This window comes from Verrucomicrobium sp. BvORR034 (genome assembly GCF_000739635.1).
Lineage (GTDB): Bacteria > Verrucomicrobiota > Verrucomicrobiia > Verrucomicrobiales > Verrucomicrobiaceae > Verrucomicrobium.
Genome location: NZ_BATQ01000045.1, coordinates 61,706 through 80,607, shown reverse-complemented (window position 1 = coordinate 80,607; position 18,902 = coordinate 61,706). Strand labels below are relative to the sequence as shown.

14 protein-coding genes are annotated in these 18,902 nt (G+C 61.3%); 5 read left to right on the top strand and 9 right to left on the bottom strand.

Translation table 11 applies throughout. From position 1 onward, the window contains the following. On the top strand, nucleotides 1–1,038 hold a 1,038-nt coding region (locus BV034_RS07920), incomplete at its 5' end, for a DUF3300 domain-containing protein (protein ID WP_050025806.1). 423 nt (nucleotides 1,039–1,461) lie between these two features. Then, nucleotides 1,462–2,577, top strand: coding sequence for a HAMP domain-containing sensor histidine kinase (locus tag BV034_RS07915; RefSeq protein WP_265592759.1), 1,116 nt, complete (start codon nucleotides 1,462–1,464; stop codon nucleotides 2,575–2,577). Between the two features lie 116 nt (nucleotides 2,578–2,693). Here BV034_RS07915 and BV034_RS07910 read toward each other — a convergent pair whose 3' ends face one another. The 9 genes from BV034_RS07910 to BV034_RS07870 form a co-directional block, all read right to left on the bottom strand. After that, nucleotides 2,694–3,416, bottom strand: a complete 723-nt coding sequence (locus tag BV034_RS07910; protein ID WP_265592758.1) for a superoxide dismutase — start codon at nucleotides 3,414–3,416, stop codon at nucleotides 2,694–2,696. A 143-nt stretch (nucleotides 3,417–3,559) separates the two neighbouring features. Further along, nucleotides 3,560–4,303, bottom strand: a complete 744-nt coding sequence (locus BV034_RS07905; RefSeq protein ID WP_265592757.1) for a superoxide dismutase — start codon at nucleotides 4,301–4,303, stop codon at nucleotides 3,560–3,562. A 103-nt stretch (nucleotides 4,304–4,406) separates the two neighbouring features. After that, nucleotides 4,407–7,832: a hypothetical protein gene (locus BV034_RS07900; RefSeq protein ID WP_050025804.1), complete on the bottom strand. Its 3,426-nt coding sequence runs from the start codon at nucleotides 7,830–7,832 to the stop codon at nucleotides 4,407–4,409. 36 nt (nucleotides 7,833–7,868) lie between these two features. Continuing rightward, nucleotides 7,869–8,810, bottom strand: coding sequence for a CsgG/HfaB family protein (locus BV034_RS07895; protein ID WP_050025802.1), 942 nt, complete (start codon nucleotides 8,808–8,810; stop codon nucleotides 7,869–7,871). Beyond that, the gene (locus tag BV034_RS07890; protein WP_050025801.1) at nucleotides 8,803–9,615 is read right to left on the bottom strand and encodes a hypothetical protein; all 813 of its coding nucleotides are present in this window, start codon (nucleotides 9,613–9,615) and stop codon (nucleotides 8,803–8,805) included. Before BV034_RS07890 ends, BV034_RS07895 begins: the two co-directional genes overlap by 8 nt. Then, on the bottom strand, nucleotides 9,612–10,214 hold the full coding sequence (locus BV034_RS07885) for a hypothetical protein (protein WP_050025799.1): 603 nt from the start codon (nucleotides 10,212–10,214) through the stop codon (nucleotides 9,612–9,614). Before BV034_RS07885 ends, BV034_RS07890 begins: the two co-directional genes overlap by 4 nt. Further along, nucleotides 10,211–10,765, bottom strand: coding sequence for an RNA polymerase sigma factor (locus BV034_RS07880; protein WP_050025798.1), 555 nt, complete (start codon nucleotides 10,763–10,765; stop codon nucleotides 10,211–10,213). The genes BV034_RS07885 and BV034_RS07880 overlap by 4 nt, the downstream gene beginning before the upstream one ends. A 140-nt stretch (nucleotides 10,766–10,905) precedes the next feature. Beyond that, on the bottom strand, nucleotides 10,906–12,327 hold the full coding sequence (locus BV034_RS07875; protein ID WP_081887656.1) for a DUF1501 domain-containing protein: 1,422 nt from the start codon (nucleotides 12,325–12,327) through the stop codon (nucleotides 10,906–10,908). A 20-nt stretch (nucleotides 12,328–12,347) separates the two neighbouring features. Continuing rightward, a complete protein-coding gene (locus BV034_RS07870; protein ID WP_050025796.1) occupies nucleotides 12,348–15,209 on the bottom strand; it encodes a DUF1549 domain-containing protein in 2,862 nt (953 codons plus the stop codon). Between the two features lie 131 nt (nucleotides 15,210–15,340). On the opposite strand from BV034_RS07870, the gene BV034_RS07865 reads away from it, so the two are divergent. The 3 genes from BV034_RS07865 (at nucleotide 15,341) to BV034_RS07855 (ending at nucleotide 18,822) form a co-directional block, all read left to right on the top strand. Continuing rightward, entirely contained in the window at nucleotides 15,341–15,901 is a 561-nt protein-coding gene (locus BV034_RS07865; protein ID WP_050025794.1) for a sigma-70 family RNA polymerase sigma factor, read from the top strand. Next, the gene (locus BV034_RS07860) at nucleotides 15,898–17,358 is read left to right on the top strand and encodes a DNRLRE domain-containing protein (protein WP_050025792.1); all 1,461 of its coding nucleotides are present in this window, start codon (nucleotides 15,898–15,900) and stop codon (nucleotides 17,356–17,358) included. Before BV034_RS07865 ends, BV034_RS07860 begins: the two co-directional genes overlap by 4 nt. Nucleotides 17,359–17,478: 120 nt before the next feature. Beyond that, the gene (locus BV034_RS07855) at nucleotides 17,479–18,822 is read left to right on the top strand and encodes a Gfo/Idh/MocA family oxidoreductase (protein WP_050025790.1); all 1,344 of its coding nucleotides are present in this window, start codon (nucleotides 17,479–17,481) and stop codon (nucleotides 18,820–18,822) included. Nucleotides 18,823–18,902 lie beyond the last annotated feature (80 nt).

Below are 18,902 nucleotides of genomic sequence, written 5' to 3'. Positions count from 1 at the left end.
ATGGAGAACATTCAGGAACTCCGTGCCACCGCCAGGGCCTTGGGAAATCTCGTGGATACACCGGAGCAGCGCATTGTCCTCGATGACTCCGCCATTCGCATCATTCCCACCCAGCCCGACTCCATCTACATACCCCGCTATGACCCACTGGTGGTGTATGTGCAACGTCCCACAACCAGCCCACTGCTGATCTTCAGCACCGGATATCTGGTCGGCTCGTGGCTGAACTATGACTGGGACTGGCGTCGCCATCGCCTTTACCGGGGCGATTGGAACAAGGGGTGGGACTATCACCGGGACAGGAGTCGCGGGGACGGTGACACCGACCGCTACATCAACAATCATCTCACCAACTCCCAGGAGTGGCGTCCGGATCCTGTCCGGCATCGCACTCAATCGCGCTCCGCCGCAGCCACAATGTCCAAAGATGGCAGCACGGCTACACGAGCGCGGTCCCAGGACCCCAAAGACGATGAGCCCGGCAAACGTCGCTCAGACATCGTACGACCGAGGCCTATGACCATCCCGCCCGACTCTCGCGAAACCTCCTCCCGCGATGAATTGCCGAAGATGGACCGGAATGGAAAGATTCCCGCAGCCAGCCCGCGGCGGGACGGTTCCGCCGGAAATGCCACCCCCACCCGCTCCAGCAAGGGGGTTGATGAACCTCCCAAACAAAGCGCACCCTCTCCCTCCGAAAAAGGCGCGGCCACGGAAGGACCAAAAAAACCGATGCTGGAACCATCAGAACAAGCGACCCAAAAGCCACGCGATGCCAGGGTTCAGGAAACGCCGCCGCCTCTCGTGCAGCCGGAGCGGAATCACAAGCCCAGGAACTCTCCGCCGCCTGAGGCCAAGCGGGAAGAAGCAGGGAAGCCCCCTTCTCAGGGGGAAAGGGGCGATCCACCTCGCTCCACCGGACGCCCGGAGGAAAAAGTCGCCCCAGGTTCGAAAGATGGCAGCAAGAAAAGTCCGGACAAAAAAGGCGGTGGAGAAGACCGGGGTGATTCCAGGGAAAAGCGCAAAAAAGACGCCTGACCAGCTTGGCAACACCTCGCGCCCCACTCACCGATGGGAATACACCCCATAGCGCCGAAGTCCACTTCCAGCGATCATCATTCCATGAAGATCACCATCAAACCTCCCCACACCTTCAGGCCACGAGGCTGGTCAGCCTCGCGCTTGGATCCTTCGCCCACGAACGCCATGGACATCACACGCTTCGAAACAGAAGCCCCCGCACCGTCTAACTTTGCGGATGAGCAACAGAAGTCAGACGACGCGATCGCCGGACACAAGTCCGAATCCATTTTCGTGGTGCCCTCAACCCGTACGGCACCCCGCCCGGCCTGAAAGCTCCCCGCGCGAAACCTGGTTCAACTCCAAGGTTCGATACTCTCACGCTTCCTCCAAATGCAAATTGACGAATCCACTTCCGCTTCCGGTTTTGGTGTCCACCGCATGCTGTCGCAAGCTGACAGGGTGCCTGAGGAGTTCCTTCCGGGCTTTGAACCGCCGCAGATTGAGCGAGGCCCAGTCTTGGGGATATTTCATCCGAGCCTGGGAAGGTGTGTCCCTGATTGCACCTGCCTGAACGGCCAGGCAGCCTCGATTAAGCATGTGGGTCTCGCTGCGAGGGAAAAAACAGGATCCTCCCCAGAGTCCAGTGAACTGGGCCCCGCCAGCAGCGCGGTTATCACCCATGACTTCACGGGAGTATTGGCGGGAGAAACCTTGCTGGAGTCGGAGTATCTGGAGGCAAAACGCCAGATTGGCATCAAGGATCATTTTCTCGCCGTACTCGCCCATGAACTTCGCACCCCGCTTCAAGCCATCATGGCCTGGGCGGAGATCCTCGCATCAGGCCCGCTCACCCCTGACGAACTGGCCCAGGGTCTTGCGGTCATCCGGACGAGTGCCATCAGTCAGTCCCGCCTCATTGAAGACCTCCTCGACATAACCAGGATGGCCTCGGGGAAGCTCCGACTCGAACTGCAGCCGGTGGACCTTGCCGCCGTCATCCAACTCACCGTCGACATGCTCAAACCCCAGGCATGTTTGAGAAAGGTCCTGGTTTACACATCGCTTGCCGGTTGTTCTGCGATGGCTGACGGAGACCCCGTTCGACTTCACCAGATTTTTGGCAATCTGCTCACCAACGCGATCAAATTCACCCCGCCTGGCGGCAGCATTCATCTGCATCTGGAGGGCACTCCCTCGCATTTGACCTTTAAGATTGCGGACAACGGCCAGGGGATTGATTCTGCCCTCCTTCCGCACGTATTTGATCGCTTCCTTCGCGGCGACTCCAGCACCACCCGACGGCGCGATGGGCTCGGGCTGGGTCTTTCGATTGTAAAACACCTCGTCGAATTGCATGGCGGCAGCATTCAGGTGACCAGTGAGGGATTAAGCAAGGGAGCCACCTTCACGGTAACGCTCCCGACCACCACTCCGCCTGCCCTTCCCGCCGTCAGCACCAGGGTCTCTTTCATACCCATCCGCCACCGGGACATCGCAGTGGCGACAAGTCGACGTCCGATGGCCGCCAAAAATTGGGCTAGAGCCTCGCGTTGAACCAGCGACCAGGTCGGCAGTTCCTCAGCTTCCAAAAATGAACCCCAACCCCGTCGAATTTATGACAGGATTGGGGGTTCATTCAGACTCTGGCTTTTCGTCTGGGTTTTTTTCGGTTAGGCTGCCGCAGCCGCGTAACCCTTGGCCACCTCGGCCCAGTTGACCACGTTCCACCAGGCGGTGATGTAGTCAGGACGCTTGTTCTGATACTTGAGATAGTAGGCATGCTCCCAGACATCGAGACCGAGGATCGGTGTGCCCAGATCGCTGTCCGGCACGATCCCCTTCATCCAGGGATTGTCCTGATTCGGCGTGCTGGTCACTGCCAGTTTGCCGTCGGCTTTGACAACGAGCCAAGCCCAACCGGAACCAAAGCGCTTGGTGGCCGCTTCACCGAAGAGTTTCTTGAAGTCATCGACACTTGAGAAAGTGCTCTGGATCGCCGCGCCCAGCTTGCCTTCCGGGCCCTTGGCACCGCTGCCGGCAGGTGCCATCCAGCTCCAGAAGAGGGTGTGGTTCACGTGGCCGCCGCCATTGTTGCGCACGGCAGTCTGCGCATCTGCCGGAAGGGCAGAGAGATCCTTGATGAGCGTAAGAGCGTCTTTGCCGCTCACTTTGGCAGCATCAAGTGCCTTGTTGAGATTGGTCACGTAAGCGGCGTGGTGCTTGTCGTGGTGAATCGTCATCGTCTGGGCGTCGATGTGCGGCTCAAGGGCCTCCGGCGCATACGGCAACTTGCCCAGCTCCAGCGGAAACGCCGCTGCGGCGTGCAGAGGGGACGGCAACACGGAGCCCGCGACGGCGGCTCCACCAGCAACAAGGAAACTGCGGCGGTTCATAAATGGGAAGGGTGTGAATGAAGGATTTGCCCTGCGTTGCCACAGAAGCAGCATGGAACAACCTCCTCTTGGATCGAGGAGGCGAAGGTCCCCTTCTATACGTAGAAAAGTGAGAGTTTGGACTTCTTATTTTTGCCAGAGCATCATCGGGCGGTTACCACGGCAAAATTCCGCTCCACCCGAGTCCAGTTGACGACGTTCCACCACGCCGACACATAGTCCTGACGTCGGTTCTGGTATTTCAGATAGTAGGCATGCTCCCACACGTCGAGTCCCAGAATGGGCAGCCCGCACTCCTCGTCTGGCACCAGTCCACACATGGCAGGATTATCCTGATCAGGCGTCGAGGTCACAATCAGTTTCCCATCCTCTCTCACACTCAACCAGGCCCAACCTGAGCCGAACCGCTTCATGGCTGCCGCAGCAAAGACAGACTTAAATGTATCAAGGCTGCCATACTCTTTCTGAATCGCCTCCGCGAGACGCCCTTGGGGTCCCTGGGGAGACTTGCCCGGTGGTGTGAGGATGCGCCAGAAGATGGTGTGATTCACATGCCCGCCCCCGTTCTGACGAAGGGATGTCTGCAGTTCCGGGGTGACACTGGCGGGTGGATGCTTGAGTCCCCGGATCAAAGAAAAGGCATTCGCGGCCCGGAGGTTGCCTTCGCGGAGCGCCGCCTGCAAACGGTTCAGGTAAGCGGCATGATGCACCTCATAGTGCAGGCGCATGGTCTGGGCGTCAATGTAAGGCTCGAGTGCTTCTGGCTCGAATGCCAGAGGTTCAAGGTGCAACGGCACCCCTTGCGCGATGGGTGGGGTGGTCTCTTCGGAATGGACTCCCCCCACCATAGATCCTCCAGCTAGGGCGAGAAATGCACGACGGTTCATGAAGGCAAAGGCAGGTTATTTGCGAATTCCGCAAATTCTAGGGGGAGCGCCCTTCCCTCGACAAGGCTTTTTGAGGCTCTGTACAATTTCGCCTTCCGCCTCTTCAGCGGACGCTGCCCATGGCAGCATGATCCCGGATCCATTTGTCCAACTCTTCCCAGGGTAACATCCAGACTCCTTTACACCGCCATCCTGTGACCACCAGGCCGTGCTCCCCGGCAATAAAATTCCGTTGGGTGCACTCTGGATTCAGCGTCTTCCCATAGGGATCTGAGAGGGGGTCCTTCGACATCACTGCCAGATCTTCTGGCTGTAGTTCGAACTGCAGCGGCACCTTCACAGGGTCTGGCCGCCCCCGCAGAAATCCCCACAGAGTGTACGTCGCCTTCACGTCCTGAAAGTTCTCCTTCTCGATGCTGAGAACCCACAGACTCTCCCCGCGAAGCACCGCACAATAGGTCAAGGATCCGCGAGAACCTTGCGGAAGGGAATCTGGAAACTTCCACACCGGCGTGGTTCCGGCGGGGAGAGTGAGCGCCGCCGGATGATGCATCAACAATTCGGGCTGGTCGCGGTCTGGACGGAGAGCCCACACCTGCGACACCTTCAAATACTCGCCTGGAGGGCGGAAGATCTCGAAAAGCAGCGTCCGGTCGCCGCAGGACACCACCTGCAGCCAGTTCGTGAACTTCAGCCCCTCATCAAGCTTTGCGTTCAACGGATGCACTGCCACTTTTCGAATGTCCTGATTCCAGGCAAGCCAGGGTTCACCTCGGGTTCCCGGAAATATCCCTAGCAGCTGCCTGACCGGGGCTTCGTCGAAGGGATGCTCAGCCGGCCGCCGTCGGGTGGAGGCAATCCACCGCACTTGATCTTGATCCAGCATGCCCACCCCGGCCCCCTGCCCCACACCGCGACTGATCGAGGGATCATTCCCATACGTGATTCCCACACCCTTCGCCAGGTGCTGCAATCGATAGACCGTTTTAGGCAGCTCCAGTTTTGACCAGTCCTTCGCATCCCGATTGCACCGCCAGACTCCCTCCTGTGTGGCCACATAAATGTGCTGAGGCTGCACCACCACGCTCTCCAGCAACCCGCGCAGGAGGGAAGTCCGCGACGGTGCCTCCCACACCGTGGTCTCGAAGGTGCGCTCATCCACACTGATCACCCCTCCTCCCAGATACATGATCCACATCTGTCCCCCAGTGAGCAAAACGGAGGTGCCCTCGATCGCCCCTCGATAACCCGCGTTTGAGGCATGGCGGGCTGGATTCCAAAAACGAGTCACTATGTAGGGCGGCACGCCTGTCGCAGGCGTGGGGATGGCCTTCTGTTCGGCAGGCCATGCCTCTTCCAGCTTCTTCCTCGCCGCCTCGAAAATGGCCGACATGGGTTGACGCATGATGGGATCGAATTCCTCCCATCGCGCATCTGCACGAGTGCGCTCCCGGTAGCCATTCATGGCTTTCAACAAGGGGGCCACTTCGTCAGCCTTCAAGGCTGCTTTCGCGATCCCCGAAGTCATCCAATCAACGCCGATCATCCAGTCGCGAGGGATCCACGACGCCTGATCAAAGAGCTCCCTCAGGAAGACGCTCATGCTCTTCAGCGCCGGGGCCAGCTTTTGAGGAGGCGCACCGATAGACAGAAAGTCAGGCTTCATTGCGGCCAGCATGACCTCGCCATCCGCAGAGGTCAGCATGGCACGATGCCGCGTGAACAAGGCCGCCGCCAACTCCAGATCCCTGATGCGTGAAGCCGGAAGCCGATGCGACTTCATCTGAAACCCCAGGCCATCGGCCTGATCCCGGGGGGATGATGAAGCCTGCAAGGAATCGAGGAAACTCCTCCAGAGCGGCAGCACCGAATTCTGATCAGGTGCCTGCCAGTCAATGAGCCGCTCTGCGCCACGCTGCATACGATCCACCACCGTGGAGTTTTCAAGAGGGAAATCGAGCATCGGACCATGCCTCTGGGAGTCGTTGCAGAAGCCCCGCCGCAGGCTTTTATCCCAGCCTGCTTTGAGCAGGTCACGAATGTCCCGCCCATACCCTGGAGCCAGCACCGTGCGATAGTAAGCCAGTGTGTCTGCAGGCGTGGCACACCAGTAGGCGGCATACGCGGCCTTGTTGAGTTGATAAAAGAGGTCCTGCCGCATCGGGCCGGCATCCAGCACCGCCACCAACCGCTGCATGGCGGCGCGCAAAGCGGTGACCTGCGACATGTACTTGATGTGCACGTTGAGTTCATGCGCACCGCGCAGCGTGCACAGGGCGGCCCGCAGAATCTGCCTGCCCAGCAGGGGCGGCGTCTCCATGCCCGGTCGCTTCGGCTCGGTGGCATCCATCTCCCGGTGGGCGATGTCCGCCGCTGCATGCACTGCTTTGGTGGCCGACTCCAGACGATAGCCCATTGATTCCGGCGTGAGGAGGCCCTGGCGATAGCCTCCATCCGTGGAGTAGCCGGAGCGGAGGTCATCAGGGTAAGCGCAAAGAGAATAGGCATGAGCCCTGGCAATCAAGGTGGGAAGACGCCGGTCCCCCAGGGCCACAGCAGACTCAAAGGCTTGGGCGGACTGCCGCCACAATCCATGTTTCATCAGCCACTCCCCCAGTTCACCAAAGGTGCGCGCCTCCTCTTGCGGTTTCCACGGCACCACTCCGTTCACTGGCACTCCGGCGATCTTCCCGGCGAGACGCTCCACCAATTCGGGGAGTTGCGACACGGCACCTTCCAGGTCCGTCACCACGCCAGGCCCGCTCTCTGCCCGTTTCACCACAAGCCGGACGTCAATCACGTCGCCTACTTGTTTCAATGAACCCGACGCCAGCCGCCCTCCGGTGGCAAAATCCTCCGCGGCAGCTTTCGCCAGGTTGTTTTCAAATACCAGGTCATCCATTCTCCACCGTTCGAGCACGACCAGCCCTGGATAGGCAGAGAGGCGATGAGCCAACAGGGCGTTGAGGTTGGTTTCCAGCTCCACCAGGGTCGCGTCAGGCACTTGCGCCCGCAATCCCAGCAGCGACACGGACTCCCCCGCCCCTTTGTCTGCCGCTCCCCTCTGCAAACTTGGCAGCATCGGAAGCAACCGGGCCGCAGCCAGCCGGGCACTCGTGCTGGCTTCACCTTCAACCGGCACCCAGACGATGCGGCGGATGCGGCCATCCCTGGTGCCCACCAGTGTCACTGCCACCGCGCTCTTTTTGGGTTCCGTCTCCTTCAGTTCAAGGAAGACAAGCGCATCCGCTCCTGCAAGGCGGGCCAGCGCAACCGGACGCGAAACGCCGCTCAACTTTTGCACAGAAGCCTCGTCGGCCAGGCGGCGGAGCTCTCCCCGCTCGACCAGTTGGCAGGCTTCATTCCTGCCGAGCTCCACCATGAGCAGGTCCGCCAGGCTCTGCGTTTGTCCCTCACCCAGCACTGCCACTTTCACAGGTTCGGATTCCGATTCAGCGCCTAACCCGGTTGCCCCCCACAAGCACATCAGGGTGATGAATGTCATCAGGATTTGTCCGGGTGTGCTCATGGGGACGCCGTCAGGGGTTGCGAATGCAGGAACGGTTCAAGGTTTCACCACTTTCGGCAGCAGTCGTTCGACGAGATTGAGCGCCGCCTCCTGGAGGGCTGCTTTTCCGGCCGAAGCTTCGGCGATGTCCACGGCCACGCCCGACTCCCGGTCAACGGCCAGCACCTTGTTGTCGGACCGCCTCAGCACTTGAAGCTCCACACGAGCCCTGCTGGAAACCAGCTGTCCCCGCCGTGCTCCCGTCTCGCTGAACGCCTCGCCACTGATCAGCAGAGCAGCCTCCGTCGTGTTGTGTTTCGCGTCCACGACTTCACCTCCCAGCTCCATCAGCACTTTTCCCATCTCGGTGGCCACGGCAGGATCAACCGTCTTCTGGTGCAGGGCCTGCTCCTTGATGTCGATCTGCACAGAAGCCAGCGATTTGCCTTGAAGCTGCTCCTTCATACGGGCCATGCGCTGTTCCCTGGTGACCGTCGGTGGCACCAGGGCCAGACGTTGTTTGGTGATGAGTTGCCCCACCTTCTCCGCCAGGTCCTGCACCGGCTTCTCCAGCGCATCCAGACCAGGGGCTGTGGTCGTCTCACCAAAGACCCGGGAAGTTTCCGTGCTCATCACCTTGCCCACCAGTACGAGCTTCTCTCCAGACTTGATGAGGCGGCCCGTCACCAGCACCCTCGCGCCCAGAATGCGCCCTACTTGCGCAGCCGACGCTGGATCCACCAGCCCCGTGAGTTTCATCGTCTGCTCTGCCAGCAGCTTGTCCATCTCCGCACGCTCCACCACCCACAGGTGCTCCTGGGTGGTGAGTTGGGCAGAGAGCAAGGCCGCCACCTCCCCTCCTGCGGCCTGGAGCTTCTCGTCGGATGCGTCAAAGGGAAGCACCGCCACGGTCACGGGTGCCACGGCATCCGCCTCAGCGCCGCGCAACGTCAAGCCGGCAGCCAGCAGAAACAAGATGGACAGGATGGACTTATTCATGATCGGAAAGTTGATGTTCGATGACTTGAAGCAGCAGCTTTTGCAGTGCCGGCTCATGCCGCCACTCCCCCGCCTGCCGCCGGTTGGCGAGGATTGTCATGTGGTTGTCTGACTTGATTTCCTTGATCCCCTCAGGCTCATCCAGGGAGTTCTTCACCAGGATCAAGGCGGCGCTCTCCTGCACGTCCGGCATACGGAACGCGCCCTCCAGATCGCCTACTGCCAGCACGCCTTTGGAGACACGTTCCGGCAGATCCGGCCCCAGGTCCTCGAAAGGGATTCTCCATTCCCTCAGCATCTCGCGGAGTCCAGGGACGCGACCGAACACTGCCAGCGATCGTTGGGCCCGCTCGTGGGCTTGCAGGCTTTTCCTGATCTTGTCCCGATCTACGAGCTGGACGCTCACCTCTCCAGAGTCAACCGGGCTGCCAGACTGGCCGGAACGAACCACCAGCCTGATCCGCCCCCCTTTGACGTCCGCAGGCAGCGAAAAAGCAAAGTCTCCTTCCAGCAATGCGGGATGCCCGGGCCGGTCAGCCAGATGGAAGGGGAGGTTCTCCAGCAGCAGGGCACCCAGCTCGCCTCCGTCCAGATACACATTCGCCCTGAGATCGGGCCGTTCACCGGCAGGTGCGAGGAAGGTCATGGAGATGACCATCTTGGGTTCGATGAATTTCTCCACCGGCACCCTCGCATCGCGGCCCACGGGCCCGTCCACTGCCAGGAGCTTCACACTGCCGGCATCAGGCGCGGCCAGCAAGGGCCCCACCATCCCCGCCCAAAACACCGCAGACATCCAGTTCATGACGGCACCTCCGGCAAGGATTGTGCAGACCATTGGAATCCCGCCAGTACCGCGCCATTGGGTGACTTCATGACACTTCCATCCGTCACCACCAGTACCGCGCCATCTCCAGTCAACAGTGGCGTAAAGCAGAGATGCGCCCCGGCCCGCTCCAGACACACCTCGTGGCCGCTGTAGGTGAATACCTCGATCTTGCGTCCTTTGTCATAGAGGGTCACCAGGATGCGCTGGTCCACAGCCGTGTCCCGCGGACTCTCGAAGAGTTCCACGTCCACTTTGTCCCCATCTCGAATGACGGCATCCAGCTGACGGGGGAAAAGCCGTTCCATCTCAGCAAGCAGCTGGGGATTGCCAGAGACACCCGGCTTGGGTTCATGAACCAACAACGCATCGACCGCCAGCACCACCAGGGCAACCGCCACGGTGACAGTGGAGATCAACATCCAGGCCTGCACGGTTGCATGCTGTGCGGGCTCAGGGCGGTCATCTCCAAAGGCTGCCAGGGCACGGCGGCGAGCCTCACTCTTCACCCTGAGGTCAGCCGGGCCAGCCTGCACGCCGGCCAGCACCTTCTTCATCCATTCATCTTGATTGCTCATGACGTCAGTAGCTTTTTAAGGGTTCGTTTGGCCAGGAAGACCCGCCATGAGATGGTGGATTCGGCACATCCCGCCCTCTTGGCAGCTTCGCCATGGCTGCAATTCTCAAAATAGACCAGCGCCACAGCCTCCCGCTGGCTTGGGGAGAGCGCCTGCATGGCCCGCAGAAGCCGGGTCTGCTGGTTCGTTGGGGCGCACTGACTCTCTGACGGTCGTTCCCCTCCTCCCTGCTCCTGATAGGCGGCGAAGGCCTTGGCCCGCTGGGACTGCTGGCGGCGCAGGTAGTCACGCGCCACATTGGAAGCAATGGTGAACAACCAGGAAAGAAAGGCCACACCCTGCTCCAGGCCTGGCAGCTTGCGCGCCGCCCGGATGAAGGTCTCCTGTGCCACATCATCAGCGGCGTGATGCTCCAGGACGATCCGGTAGGCATACTGGCGGATCCGCTCGTAGTACCTGTCGAACAGGCTCTCGAAGCCGTCCTTCTCGCCACGACGGGCACGCTCCACCAGGAGGGCGTCTGAAAGCTGAATTTCATCGAGGGGGAACATGCGCGTAAAGAATAACCTCAAGACGCATTCTCCTTCCCCATCCTTGGCCTTTTGAAGGGAAATCGTAAAAATCGATTCTCGCCAGTCGCGGGCACAGTTTCCCCATCCCGGAGACCCCCCTCACCTATTCAATGCAGATGTCAGGCAAAAATCTCGCGCACCACGTGGCCGTACACGTCTGTCAGCCGGAAATCGCGGCCCGCGTAGCGGTAGGTCAGTCGTTCGTGATCAATGCCCATGAGATGCAACAAGGTGGCGTGCAGATCATGCATGTGGACCTTGTCCTTGACCGCATAGTAGCCAAACTCGTCCGTCTCCCCATGGGCGTGGCCGCTCTTCACGCCGCCGCCCGCGAGCCACATGGTGAAACCTTGCGGATTGTGATCCCGGCCATTCACCCCTTGGACGATGGGTGTGCGGCCGAACTCTCCGCCCCAAACCACCAGGGTGTCTTCCAGCAAGCCTCGTTGTTTGAGGTCCGCCAGCAGTCCCGCGATGGGCCGGTCCACCCGGGCGCAGTTGCTCTCATGCCCCTTCACCAGCCCGGAATGCTGGTCCCACGTATAGCCCGTGGACACCTGGATGAAACGGACACCCGCCTCCGCAAAACGGCGCGCCAGCAGACACTGGCGCCCATAGTTGTCCGTGGGCTCCTTGCCGATGCCATACAGGTCCTTGATGTGATCGGGTTCGCCCGCAAGGTTCATCACCTCCGGGGCCTCCTGCTGCATGCGGAACGCCAGCTCCATGGACGCGATCATGCCTTCCACCGGGGCCAGCCGCGTGCGCTCCAGATTTTCACGGTTCATGGCCTGCAGCAGTTCCAGCTTGCGGTGCTGGCGCTCAGGGGTTGAACCGGAGTCGAGGAAACGAAAAGTCGCCTCCTTGCCCAGTTTTCCACTGCGTCCCACCGTGGTGCCCTGGTGCGCCGCCGGGAGGAAGGCGGAGCCGTAGTTCCGCGGACCACCGTGACCCGCCGGAGGGCTGATGCTGACAAAGGCCGGAAGGTTGGCGTTCTCCGTGCCCAGCCCGTAGCTGACCCAGGAGCCGAGCGAGGGCCGCACAAAGTTGTCCGCGCCCGTGTGCATCATGCACACCGCCTGACCGTGCGACTGCCCCTTGCTCTGCATGGAGCGGATCACGCACAGGTCATCCATGTGCTGGGCGACATTAGGAAACAACTCACTGCACCACAGGCCTGACTCGCCATGCTGCTTGAACGCCCAGGGAGAGCCCATGAGTTTGGCCTGGCTGGCGGCCGCAGGATCCAGGTTGTCCGCGGGGGCAAAGGGCAGACGCTTGCCGTCATCCGCCTGCAGCCGGGGCTTGTAGTCAAACGTGTCCACCTGTGACGGCCCGCCATGCATGAACAGAAAAATCACCCGCCGGGCTCGCGGCGCATGATGCAGACCGATGGGCAGCGCTCCTGACGCGCCCCCCGCAGCGGCTGAGGCCAGGCTGGAGAAGGCCAGGGATCCAAACCCACACGCGGCCGTCTTCAACGCCGTGCGACGGCTGAAGGTGGGGGCATCAAATCGGTGGCAAGCGGAGACAGAGTTCATGGCAGGAAGGTCGCAGAGGTTCAGTCGAGGAAGAGAAATTCCGTGGAGGCGAGCAGGACATGGGCAAGGTCTGCCAGCGCCTGTTCGCGATCCGCCCCTCCGTCCCTGACGAAGGTGACAGCACGTTCCCGTTCTGCCGGATGAGGAAGGCGGCCGAGCACGCTCCGGTACAGGCGGTTTACCGCATCTGGGTCGTCGAAGAGATAGGCGCCCGCCCCCAACTCCCTCGCCTGAGCCTGAAGCACCTCGCTGTTCAACAGGTAGAGCGCTTGTGTCGGCACTGTAGTGGGAGTGCGCTCGCCCACCGTCACCTCCGGGTTGGCGGCGTCAAACACCTCCAGGTCGGCGGCCAGATTGTTCCTCGCCATCGGCAGGTAGACACTGCGTACCGGGAGCTTGGTGACATCTATTTTCCCGTCGAGGTCCTCGCCGTAGGAGCCTGCCGTGGCGTTGCCCCTTTCCAAGGTGAGCCTCCCTCCCAACAACAGAAGGCTGTCCCGGATCTCCTCCGCCGACAGGCGCCGGGGCTGATGCCGACCGAACAGGCGGTTTTCCGGATCGACTGCGACCAGCTTCGACTCTGGAGCTGCCGCGAGCCGGTAGGTACGGCTCAGCACCATTTCACGGATAAGTGCTTTCATTGAACCCCCGCTGGAGCGAAAACGTTGGGCCAGATGCTCCAGCAGTTCCGGATGAGTCGGAGTCTCCCCCTGGATGCCAAAGTTGTCCACCGTCCCCACAATGCCCCGACGGAAGAGCTGCGACCAAAGGCGGTTCACCATCACCCGGTCCAGCAGACCGTTTTGTGGACCGGTGATCCAAATGGCCAGTTCCAGGCGACCGCTGGCACCGGAAGAGATGACCGGCGGAGGCCCGGAGTGTAGTACCTGGGGAAAGTTTCGCGCCACCAATGGCCCGCGCTGTGCCACTTCCCCACGGATGCGCAGGTGGCAGTCGCCCGCATCCTCTGCATCGCGGGGTGCCATGGCCAGTTCCGCATCTTTGAGTTCGTCAATCTGCTTCGTCAACGCCTTGGACAGTTCCCCGGCCGACATCTTGAAGACGGGGTCCGTCCCCCCCCCGCTCATCGCCAGCACTTCCGCCTCCCGGGCGATGTCCTTCACAGCGACAAACTGCACCGCGTCCACCATCACATAGCCAATGGTGCCGCGGTTGCTGAGCATCACGTTGGCACGGGCGCCTTTCTTGAACTCAAACCGCCCCACGGGCTGGAACAGCCCAGCCACCGTGGGCTCCTTCGTCTGATCAAGGATGATTTCATGAACCCCATCGCCCGCCTCCACCGTGACCGGCACTGAGCGGCTGCGATTCCCACCCGGGCTGTAGGCCACCCGCACCTCATACACGCCGCTCTCCGGCAGGCTGCCGCGGAACAGCGCCTGTCTGCCTCCCTTCTCCTGGCGGTCGTCATGGATGTACGTTTCCCCGAACCGCTTCGGTGAGAGCGTCGAGCTTTTCCATGCTCCTGTGAGTTCTGCATCCGCCTCGTCGTACACCACTCCGGCCAGAGGAAGGTCATCCAGCGTCTTCTTGCCGCCAGATTTCTGTTTGAAGTCTTTCTCCACCTTCAGCCGCATGATCAACTCCAGACGGGTCACCTGCTGTTCCAGCTCGCCCCGCTGGGGCTCGGGCACCGGCAGCGGACGCTCCACCCAGCTCGCCACATTGACACATCCGTTGCGGGTCCCCATCACCACCTGGGTGGAGCGGAAGATGCCAGCCAGCGCGTAATAATCCTGCTGGCTCACGGGATCAAACTTGTGATCGTGGCACCGGGCGCAGCCCAGCGTCAGACCGAGGAAGGCCCGGCCTACCGTATCGATCTGCTCGTCCGCCACATCGAGCCGGATCTTCTCCTTGTCCCGCTCCGTGAGCATCTTGGGTCCCAGCGTCAGGAAGGTGCTGGCAACGAGCTGCTCCCGTCTTTGAGAGTCCGTGCTCCAGGGCAACAGGTCGCCGGCGAGCTGCTCTTTGACAAAAGTGTAGAAGGGCTTGTCGGCATTGAAGGCATCAATGACATAGTTCCGGTACCGCCATGCCTGGTAGTAGGTGTAGTTGCGATCCCCGCCGTTGGAATCCGCATACCGCGCCAGATCCAGCCAATGCCTGCCCCAAGTCTCGCCAAACGACGCGCTCGCCAACAACCGGTCCACCAGAGCCGTCAATGCAGCCTCGCCCTCACGGTTCATGGAATCAACAAAATCGTCAGCATCCTCAGGAGACGGGGGAAGGCCGGTGAGATCATAGTACAGCCGGCGCACCAGAGCCCGGGCCGGTGCATCGGCGGCAGGTTGATGCCCTGACTCCTCCAGACGGGCCAGGATAAAGTGATCCATCTCTTCTCGCGGCCAGTCCGCCTGTTTGACGGCAGGAACGGGCACCGGTTCCGCCTGGTGCTCCCGATAGGCCCACGTCTTGCGGGCGGCAACGAAGTCGATCTGCTTCTTTTGCGTGGCGGCCGCGAGCGCAGCTTCTCGTGGATCCGGGGCCCCCATGGCCACCCACCGCTCCAGTACCGCCACCTCTGCCGCGTTGAGTCGCGACTTGGGAGGCATCTGTAGATCGGGTTTCTCATACCGCACTGAGGCTATCAAGAGGCTCTCCGCCACCTTTCCCGGTACCACTGCCGGCCCCGCATCCCCGCCCGTTGCCCAGCCTTCCCGGCGGTCCAGCAGTAGCCCCCCCTTGGCTTTGCCAGACTCCTGCGAGTGGCATTCATAGCAGTGCTTCACCAGCAGGGGGCGCACCTCGTTTTCGAAGAAGGTGATTCCTCCCGAATCTACAGCGACCGCCGGTTTTACGGACAGCAACACCACCAGGATGCCTGGTCCAAGAACGCGAATGAAGCAATTCGAGCGCATGATTTGCTGAAAAAGGCAAAACCACTACGCATTGGACACCTCTTTTTCTTCTGGATCTCCCAACAGGATAAAAATCTGCCGTGTCCAATGAGGTCAAATTATGCCTTGTTCCAGTAGTTGCGCCCGTTGCCATGAGCCCCCCTTCCACTCCCACCCCACCCCCACCCGAGGACCGCACCGAGGCCTTCTTGCGGCTGCTGACCCAGCATGACCGGCAGCTCGCCCTGTACGTCACCGGCCTGGTGCCAGCGGCTCAGGACGCTCAGGATATCCTGCAGGAGGGAAAAGTCGTGATGTGGCGGTGTTTTGACCGCTTCGAACTGGGCACCAATTTCCCCGCCTGGGCGCGGAAGATCCTTTTCCACCAGGTGATCGCGCATCGCCGCCGGGTGAAGAAGGAGAACACGGAAACCATAGGCGAACGCGCTCTGGAGCTGCTCAGTGATGAAGCAGAGTCCGCCATCACTGAAGGCCGCTGGGTGGCCCGCGAGCAGGCTCTGGCCCAGTGCCTGGCCAAGCTCAATGCCGACCACCGCAACATCATCCAGATGCGCTATCGCGATGAAGCCTCGATCGACCGCATCGCCCGGGCCGTGGAAAGAACCGAGACTGCTGTGTACCGCCTGCTCAGCCGGCTGCGACAGAACCTCTATCAATGCGTGGAACGCTCCAGCCAGACCCAGACCCCATGACCGACGCTGAACTCCAACAACTGGCGGACCTCGTGCATGCCCACATCGAGGGACGGCTCACCGCCCCCGAGCGCGAGGCTCTGGAAGCGGCCATCGAGGCCGGCGGAGAATCCCGTCGCATCATCGCGGACCTTCTGCGAGATCACGCGGTGCTCCATTGGGACCACGTGGGACCGGAGGCTCAGGCCAATGGCATTGAACAATTTAGGGAAGGAGTTCATCCGGCTCCAGAAAGCGCAACCAGACCGATCAAGCTGAAGCGTGCCCTGTGGTTGCAGCTGACTCTCGCCGCGAGCGTGGCTCTGGTCGCTCTGGCGGCCGGAATGCTGATTGGCAAGCAAGCAGCGAAGCCTGCGACCTTCGCCACCCTGGTACATGCCGACGCCGCCACTTGGGGCGGGGGCAGCCTGCCTACCGCCGTGGGGTCCCGGCTGGCCAAGGGAAAGTTCCGATTGGAAGAAGGGCTGGCCACCGTGAAGTTCGACTCCGGAGCCACGGTGACATTGGAGTCTCCGGCGGTGTTTGAAATCCAGGACGCCATGAATGCCAGCCTCGTGGCGGGCACGGCTGTGGCAGATGTGCCGGAGTCAGCCCACGGGTTCAGGATCGTGACGCCCTCGGCCCGCGTCGTTGATCATGGCACCCGCTTTGCCATCAACGTGGAATCGGATACTGGCGCCACGCGCACGCACGTATTCGAGGGGCTGGTGGAGGTAGAGCACCCCACGACCGACAAGGTGGTGCAGCTCCGCACCGGCCAAAAGAATCGGGTGGAAGGAGATCATCTGGATCCCGTGAGCCTGGGACCCGTGGAGGAACGCTGGTCCGCCCAACCCGCTACAGTGCTGCAACGGGGCAAGGAATGGAGACTGATTTCCACCCGGGACGGACGGGGCAAAGACGGGTACACCGCATCCAGCATCAACGAGCACACCTCCACCACACAACTGCTGGTGAAATCGTCTGAGCAGAAGAGCGGCCCCCGTCGCAAAGCCTACCTTGGCTTTGACCTCTCCGCTGTCCCTCGCCAAAACATCACCGCCGCGGAGCTCATCCTGACCTTTGAACCCACAGGTTGGGGGCTGGCCTCCGCCGTCCCTGACTGCGAATTTGAAGTCTATGCCATCACCAAGGAGGAGCTCGAAAACTGGGAACCCGGCCACCTCCCGTGGGACTCAGCACCGGCCAACGTGACCAAGGGCAATGCCGTGGACCTCTCCGCTGCCCGTCTGCTGGGAAGCTTCACGGTCCCCCGAGGGGTCCAAAAAGGTGAATTCACCCTCCAAAGCGAAGCCTTGCGGGATTTCCTCCGGGAGGATGCCAACGGTCAGGTGACGTTGATGATCTTCCGCAAGACGATTGAGATCAACGACAACGGCCTGGTACACGGCATGGCCTCCTCCAGGCATCCGTACCTGCCTCCCCCCACCCTGGCCCTCAAGCTGGCAGAACCGTGAGAGAGCCTCGCCCCTGAAACATCGGTCCCGTCATCTAAAGGTGGATGGTTCCTCCACTATACCGTTGTATTTCTGGCGATTGTGTCAGTAGTGGCGCGGTTCTCGCGTTTGTGAGAACCGATGAAACGCCGCCGCTTTCTTGCCAAAGCTACAGCCACCGCTCTGAGCCCCCTGGCGTTTCCTGCCGTCGTCCGGTGCGCGGCCCCTAATTCCAAACTGCAGGTGGCGTCCATTGGTGTGGCCCGCATGGGAGGCAACACCATGCGGAGCGTCTCCACCCATGGGAAGGTTCAGATCGTGGCCCTGTGCGATGTGGACGAGCGCCACCTTGCCCAAGGTGCCCGGGAATTTCCCAAAGCGAGAAAATTTCGCGACTGGCGTGAGCTGCTCGCCAACCACGCCGACCAGTTCGACGCAGTCACGATTGGCACGCCGGACCACATGCACGCGCCCATGGCCGTTCTGGCGCTGCGTGCCCGGAAGCATGTCTATCTCCAGAAGCCCATGGCCCCCACCGTGCATGAGTGCCGGGTGATCGCCCGGGAGGCGGCCAAAGCGGGCGTCGTCACTCAACTGGGCAATCAGGGGCGGTCCAGCATCGAAAGCCGCATGATGGCTGAATTGCTCCGCACCAAGGCCGTCGGCCCCATCAAGGAAGTGATCCTGTGGGAGAACAAACCGCTCAACTGGTGGCCCGCCAATACGAACCTGCGCAAGCGACCCGATCCTATTCCCAATGAGTTGGACTGGGATGCCTGGGTGGGCGTTCGCGATGCCCGCCCCTACCACGACAGCACCTACCACCCCCAAGTGTGGCGCGCATGGCGCGACTTCGGCGTCGGAGAATTGGGCGACATGGGCTGCCACCACTTTGACAGCACCGTGGACGGACTCAACCTGTCCCCTCCCACCCGCGTCCGACAGACCGCCACGGGCGAGTCCGGTGAAGGCCTGTGGGCGAAGCACCGGCGGGTGGAGTTTGAGTTCGCCGGACAAGGCGCCAACGACCTGATCGAAGGCGACACCTTGAAACTGTCCTGGACCGACGGAGATTTGACTCCTGATACCTCCCGCATTCCCCTGCCTCAAGGCATGACCAAATTTCCTCTCGCGGGTGGACTCTGGATAGGAACCAAGGGATCGATCTTCAAACCCTACACCGTCCGGCCTTTCGTGATGCCGGAGAGCAGCTTCCCCGCGGAAAAGTATCCCAAAGGATTCGGCCGCCAGGATCACTACTACGACTGGGTGGACGCCATTTTGCAGGACCGGAAGTCCTGCGCCGACTTCGCCCATGCCGCCCGGCTCACGGAGATCGTCCTGGTAGGCACCCTCGCCGAGCACGTCCCCGGTCAATGGCTGGAGTGGGATCGCACCAGCATGACCGTGCCGCACCACCCGGAACTCCAGCACCACATCAAGCGCTCCTACCGGGACGGCTGGAAGGTTGAGAGACTGGGGTGAAATCGGACTGTGCCAGCCAAGGTCCACATCACGAGCGATACGGACCCTTGACTGCGTCTTCCTTATCCCTTTTCCCTCCC